Here is a 6,976-nt window from a genome sequence, read left to right as displayed (position 1 = left end):
AAACTGAGAAGAATGCGGGAAAACGTGAAACAATTTATCCTGCCTGAGAAAAGAAAACGGCCCAAAGAAAGGACCGTTCGTATCTCAAAAACCCAGTATCCCGTTCACTCAAAGCATCTTAAGTGAACGGTGTTAGCCTGCGGGCGGTTTTTTTGTGCAAGTGAAACTCAGGCGGCAAGTACCCGGTTTCGCCCGTCATTTTTGGCCTGGTAAAGGGCTTTATCTACACGGCGAAACAGCTCGTCGATAGTTTCTTCTGCCTGATGACGCGCCACACCAATACTGACCGTGAAAGGGGGTAAGCCGTGCTCCCGCATTTTAGTGACGCTGTCACGTATCGTTTCGGCAATCTCAAGTGCCGTATCCAGCGTTGTTCGCGGCAACAGCAGAACAAACTCTTCTCCTCCCCAGCGGAAAATGAAATCCCCGCTGCGGCTGCTGGCTTCAAGCACACGGGCGAGTTGCACCAGAACTTCATCGCCCTGCAGGTGGCCGTAATTGTCATTAATCGCTTTGAAATTGTCGGTATCAACCAGCAGTAAACAGTAATCACTTTTCAGGGGCAGATGCTTCGAAGTCTGGCTTTCGGTCAGGGCGTAGAACTGTCGGCGGTTTAACAGTCCGGTCAAGGAGTCTCGCAGGGCGGCATATTCCAGCTCCTGCTCCAGTCGTTTTTGCTCGGTGATATCGTGAATGATGCACAGCATCAGCTTGTCACCGCTGATCATGATGGGCCCGGCGTACGTCAACACATGACGAGTGGAGCCATCCGCCATGCGGTGGACGAAATAGAGCGGTTTGTGCCCACCCGGCAGGCGCGCAATCTCTGCCATCACCGGTAAAACCTGGCGGCCGAGGGTGTTTATTTCCCAGGTATGCTTCTGGCACATCTCTTCCCGACGGTAGCCATAGAACCGCAGGGCAGCGATGTTCGCGTCAACGATCAGGCCGTCGCGGGCAGGGTCAATCAGCAGCATCGGCGCGGTCGTGGTGGTGAAGAAACGGTGATAGAAATTATGGCGACGAGACTTATAGCCAGCGCCGTGAGTGGCGGCTTCGCTGGCGCCATGCTGAATATTTGCCCCTTCGAAAAGAATAAAAGGCGGCAAATCCGGAAACGCGACGAGTGAGAGCCGACAGCGCAGGGGAAGCTCGCCTGTCGGGCCAATGACGGTCCAGATCTCAACCACTTCATGTTGGTGTTTAAGATCGGTCAGATACAGTGAGAGCCGGGTCTGCGCGCAAGCGGAGAGCGCCCCAAATCTCAGAGCACTGACCGAGCGCTCGCCGGTGAGCGCCTGAGCAGCATAATTAGCAAACACCAGTCGTTCATCACAAGGATCGATGACCCAAACGGGCGTAGTCAGGTAATGGTAAGCGGACAGCTCTTCAGGCTTCATGCATTATCTCCCTGGTCGTGCACTTGGTCGCCGCTGGCACGTATTAAACATAATGCATTTTTTCCCTGTCAGGCCTGCTTTTTTTGGCCCGTCGCCAGTGGATGTGCAACCTCATGATTTTGCATCTGTTCCATTTGGGCCAGTAAGTGAGGGATCTCCTTTGCGGGCAATGGCCGCGCAAACAGGAAGCCCTGCAAATAGCCGCAACCCAGGCTGGTTAAGAGCTGCTGCTGGTCCTGCGTCTCAATCCCTTCAGCCACCACGTTCATGTTCATTGAGTGGGCAATGTCGATAATGGTCGCCACAATTTTGACGTTCTTACTGTTGTCGCGAATATCCCGGACAAAACTCTTATCGATTTTGAGTTCGCGAGCGGGCAGGTTTTTCAGCGTCAGCATGTTCGAGTAGCCCGTGCCGAAGTCGTCAATTGAGACCGTTATGCCCAGACGGTTAAAGTCGTTGAGGATCTCAATGCTGCGTTCAAGGTTGCGCAGCGCCGTGCTTTCCGTCAGTTCAATCGTCAGGCGTGAGGCCGGTACGGCATGACGTGCCAGCGCACTGCAAATGGTGTCGTAGATATCATATTGTTCGAATTGTGCAGCGGACAGGTTGATGGAAAGGCCCCAGTCATGACGACCCTGATCGGCCCACTGGCGCAGTTGCAGACAAGCCTGATCGATAACCCAATAGCCGACAGGAATAATCAGCCCGGTATTTTCAAGGGTGGGTAAAAACACTTCCGGCAGCAGAACGCCTTTTGCCGGATGATGCCAGCGAAGCAGGGCTTCAAAGCCATAAATGGTTTTTTGCCCCGCACGGTACTTCGGCTGGTACCACAACTCATACTGATCGCGCTCCAGCGCCTGAGTTAACTCCTGGAGAAACTCGGCGCCTTCCCAGGCTTTTTGCACCATTTCCGGGTGATAAATCGCCCAGCCGTTGCGGCCTTGCTGCTTGATGTTGTACATCGCGGTGTCGGCTCGCAGTTTCAACTCTTGCAACGTTTTACCGTGCTCGGGATAAAGGCTGATCCCCGCGCTGAGCGACACCTGCAAAATTTGCCCGGATTCATAGAACGGGCGACGAATGCTTTCCACGAGGCGTGCAGCCAAATCCTCGATGTCGCCCTGACTGGCGCCCGGCACCAGTAAAATAAATTCATCCCCACCGAGTCGGGCAAGGGTCATTTTGGGCGTAAGGCAGGCGCTGATCCGATTGGCGACGGAGACCAGCAGGTGATCGCCAACGTGATGGCCCCAGGCATCGTTAACCAGCTTGAAGCGGTCGAGATCCATAAAAATAAGCGCGAAAGGCGCGAGGGTAATTTGCGACTGCTGTAAACAGGCCTCAAGCCGTAAATCAATCTGGCTGCGGTTGGCAAGGCCGGTCAGACCATCAAAACGCGCCTGCTGTTCAAGCTGCTGGTTCAGCTGTTGCAGATTCTCCGTCAGGCGAGTAGTGCGCAGCTGCGAATCCACCATAGAAATGATCAGCATAATGCCCAGAATGGTCAGCGTAACCGCCGATACCCAGATAGAAAGGCCCAGTTCGCTGACGCCGCCGTTCATGTAATGCCCACTGTCCACAAACTCTGCGGCGCTCATTCCGGTGTAGTGCATAGCCGCGATGGCGATGCCCATGACCACCGCGGCAGTCATGCGGTTGATCAACGCGCCTTTACTGTTGAGCCTCAGGCTGAAGGCCAGCCAAAGGCCAACGCCGGAGGCGACAATGGCGATGATCACCGAGAGCCCGACGAGACCGTAATTCCAGTCGATGCCATCATCCATCATCAGCGCCGCCATGCCGACATAATGCATCACCACCACGCCGCTGCTGAGGATAGCCGTAGCGAGGCAAAGACGTTTAGCGGAAAGGATATTGCCATTCACGGCGATATTGATAGACAGCGTGGCGGCAACAATGGCGACCAACAGGGAAAATGCGGTGATCGCCAGATCGTAATGCATCATCATCGGCATTTTCATCGCCAGCATGCCAATAAAATGCATCGACCAAATCCCAATCCCAAGCGTAGCACCCCCGGCAATACGCCAGAAGAGGGCGGCATTTTTAGTGGATGCCGCAATTTTGGCGGCACTGTCCAGCGCCACAAAAGACGCAATAAACGCTACAAGAAACGAAATGCCGACCAGAACCGGGTCCCACGAAACGTACAGCATCATGCAATCCACGTCTTTTTAAGGTTGTTAAAGTAATGTAACAGTAAATTAAGGGCGGGTGCTATTGAAATAAAAGTGAAGAAACCCCGTATTTCCGCTGATTGATGCACGATTAACCGAAGGTCGCAAAGACCGTACGAACAGCGTGACCTCTCAGCCCAGTTATTTAAGTATCGCTTAATTGCGATAAAGCGCCAATAACATCAATCACGCTTTACCGCCTCGCCAATAAAATATTGTGCTTGTTTTTTGTGTGATCGTCGTAGGTTTTAGCGTTATATGCTGACGTCCTCGGTCGGTGTCAGATAACTATTTTGCTAAAGTGAAACTAACCCTTTTAAACAGCGAAGATTAGTTTCTCCCGGAAAGTATATTGAAATAGCGGGGGCGGGTGCTATAAACATATCACCCCTCCGAGTGTCTGTGTGAGTCTGATTATGCTTAGAAATATTAGTGTCAGAACCTTCATATTGATGTTTTTGCTGGCGGTTTTCATTGTTGTTGATATTTTGGCAGTCCTCCTCGCGGCGAACGCCGCTGTGCTTATAATGTTTAATATCAGTTGGGTGATAGCGATCTCGTTATTATGGCTGTATATGACGAAGTACCTTGTTACCCCAATTAATGCCGTTAAAAAGAGTATTGATGAAGTCACGTCCGGTAACCTCTCGGTCAACATTCCTGTATTTGGTAATAACTGCGCCGGGCGCCTTATTCCTGGAATAAATAGCCTGTCGAGTAATATCTCTACCCTGGTGTCAGAAATTCGCGCTTCGTCGCAGACCGCGATGACGCTTTCTGAGCAATTGGCCAACCGCAGTGCGGAGTTGTCGGTGAAAACGGAGCAGCAGTCCGCGACCCTGATGCAGACGGCCTCCAGCATGGAAGAAATTGCCGCCAGTACCAAAAACAATGCTGAAAATACGCGTCTCGCCAGCGACCGGGCCGGTGACGCGACGCTGTGCGCCCGCAAAGGGGGCGATTTGATGGTCGATGTGGCCACCAACATGCAATCAATAACGGACTGTGCCAAACAGATGGCGGAAATCATCACGCTGATTGACGGCATCGCCTTCCAGACTAACATTCTGGCTCTGAACGCGGCTGTAGAGGCAGCCCGTGCAGGCGACCACGGGAAAGGCTTCTCGGTGGTGGCGGGCGAGGTGCGTAATCTGGCGCACCGTAGTGCGGAAGCCGCGAAGAACATCAAAACGCTGATCAGTGTCACGAATGATAACGTGACTCAGGGGGCGAATATCGTGGCGGAAGCGGAAAAAAACATGCAGGAAATTGTCTCGGGTTCAGGCTTATTAAGCAGCCTGATGGAGCAAATATCCTGCTCGACGCTTCAACAGGAAAAAGGCATTGAACAAATAACGCTCGCGTTATCTGAGCTGGAAAAAGTGACCCAAAGTAACGTGGCGGTCGTGGAGGAACTGGCAGGATCGTCTGATGTGCTTAAACATCAGGTGGTCGAGCTTCAGACCCGCACGCGTAATTTCCGTCTTGGTAATGAAGCCTCTCAGGAAATGGCTCCTGCCGCGCAGGAGAGACCTAAAGTTGTGCCTGTCGTTAGCAATGAGCAGAATTACTGGCATTCGTTCTAATCATTTAACCCTCATTATTTGTTTCGGCCTGGTTATCCAGGCCTTTTTTTATTGTCCAAAAACTCCCTGCGTTCATTCTTGTTAACGATTTGTTTGTTGCTGCCGGGAATGTGCTGCCAGATAATTCCGCTTTCGTGAGTAAATTCAGTGCGATGCCTGATGCGTCTATTGCTTAATGATTTGCCGACGCTAGACTCAATGGCATGTGTGAAAGATTAACGGAGGCGCTGTGGAAGCCATTAAGGGAGCCGATGTGAATGTACCTGATGCGGTGTTTGCCTGGTTACTGGACGGTAAAGGCGGCGTCGTTCCGCTACAGGATGAGAGCGCGATTGATAAAGAGAACCCGTGCTGGCTTCATCTGAACTATACCCATCCTAAAAGCGCCGAATGGCTGGCAACAACGCCGTTGCTGCCAAACAATGTCCGCGATGCGCTTGCGGGTGACAGCTTGCGTCCAAGGGTGACGCGAGTAGGTGAGGGAACGCTGATCACGCTGCGTTGCATCAACGGCAGCACCGATGAGCGGCCAGACCAATTGGTTGCGATGCGCTTGTATATGGATGAGCGGCTGATTGTCTCAACCCGTCAGCGCAAAGTGCTCGCGCTGGATGATGTGGTAAAAGACCTGGAAGAGGGCACCGGCCCGACAGATTGCGGTAGCTGGCTGGTGGATGTCTGCGACGCGCTGACGGATCACGCCAGTGAGTTTATCGAAGAGCTGCACGATCGCATCATCGATCTGGAAGACAACCTGCTCGACCAGCAGGTGCCACCTCGCGGTATCCTCGCGCTGCTGCGTAAACAATTAATTGTGATGCGTCGTTATATGGCACCGCAGCGCGATGTGTACTCGCGCTTGGCCAGCGAACGCTTTGCGTGGATGACCGACGATCATCGCCGCCGAATGCAGGATATTTCCGACAGATTAGGCCGCGGCCTGGACGAAATCGACGCCTGTATTGCCCGAACTGGCGTGATGGCCGATGAAATCGCACAGGTCATGCAGGAATCGCTCGCCAGAAGAACCTACACCATGTCACTGATGGCGATGGTCTTTTTGCCCAGCACCTTCCTGACAGGGCTGTTTGGCGTCAACCTGGGGGGGATTCCTGGCGGTGGCTGGCAGTTCGGTTTCTCGCTGTTTTGCATCGGGCTGGTGGTGCTGATCGGGGGTGTTACATGGTGGTTGCATCGCAGTAAATGGTTGTAAAATTACACAATTCCGACCCTGGATAAGCCTAAAAAGGCCGCTAAATTTGAGCGAAGTCAATAAATCTGTACCCCATTCAGGGCAATATCTCTCTCGCAGGTGAATGCAACGTCAAGCGATGGGCGTTGCGCTCCATATTGTCTTACTTCCTTTTTTGAATTACTGCATAGCACAATTGATTCGTACGACGCCGACTTAGATAAGTCGGCTTTTTTTTGCCTTTTATTCCTGAGCGACCAGACTTAATACTTACCCGCAATGTTCGGAGGCAAACATGATTGCACGACTGAGCGAACCCATCCCAACCGATCCCGTTCCTGTGCCCGATCCTATCCCACGACCACAGCCGATTCCAGATCCGCCCCTCGACCCTGATCCGCATCCGATAATCGACCCGCCGCCTTTTGGCTAAGGGGCACAAAAAAGCCCTCCATTCGGATAACACCGTTCACTTAAGATGCTTTGAGTGAACGGGATACTGGGTTTTTGAGATACGAACGGTCCTTTCTTTGGGCCGTTTTCTTTTCTCAGGCAGGATAAATTGTTTCACGTTTTCCCGCATTCTTCTCAGTT

5 protein-coding genes are annotated in these 6,976 nt (G+C 52.5%); 3 read left to right on the top strand and 2 right to left on the bottom strand.

Translation table 11 applies throughout. The features are described 5' to 3' along the window. Positions 1-167 precede the first annotated feature (167 nt). Complete coding sequence (locus ACRCWW_RS04455; RefSeq protein WP_438681328.1) at positions 168-1,400, bottom strand: GGDEF domain-containing protein; 1,233 nt, start codon at positions 1,398-1,400, stop codon at positions 168-170. Between the two features lie 68 nt (positions 1,401-1,468). After that, on the bottom strand, positions 1,469-3,583 hold the full coding sequence (locus ACRCWW_RS04450) for a putative bifunctional diguanylate cyclase/phosphodiesterase (RefSeq protein ID WP_438681329.1): 2,115 nt from the start codon (positions 3,581-3,583) through the stop codon (positions 1,469-1,471). 437 nt (positions 3,584-4,020) lie between these two features. Between ACRCWW_RS04450 and ACRCWW_RS04445 the strand changes: the two genes are divergently transcribed. The 3 genes from ACRCWW_RS04445 (at position 4,021) to ynaL (ending at position 6,815) form a co-directional block, all read left to right on the top strand. Next, positions 4,021-5,190: a methyl-accepting chemotaxis protein gene (locus ACRCWW_RS04445; protein WP_438681327.1), complete on the top strand. Its 1,170-nt coding sequence runs from the start codon at positions 4,021-4,023 to the stop codon at positions 5,188-5,190. Positions 5,191-5,419: 229 nt separating this feature from the next. Beyond that, the gene (gene zntB / locus ACRCWW_RS04440; protein ID WP_438681326.1) at positions 5,420-6,403 is read left to right on the top strand and encodes a zinc transporter ZntB; all 984 of its coding nucleotides are present in this window, start codon (positions 5,420-5,422) and stop codon (positions 6,401-6,403) included. A gap of 274 nt (positions 6,404-6,677) precedes the next feature. Next, positions 6,678-6,815, top strand: coding sequence for a proline-rich small protein YnaL (ynaL, locus tag ACRCWW_RS04435; protein ID WP_438681325.1), 138 nt, complete (start codon positions 6,678-6,680; stop codon positions 6,813-6,815). Positions 6,816-6,976: the final 161 nt, after the last annotated feature.

Source organism: Scandinavium sp., assembly GCF_051650185.1.
Classification (GTDB): domain Bacteria; phylum Pseudomonadota; class Gammaproteobacteria; order Enterobacterales; family Enterobacteriaceae; genus Scandinavium.
The sequence above is the reverse complement of the archived record's forward strand: the minus strand, read 5'-3'. Positions and strand labels throughout refer to the sequence as shown.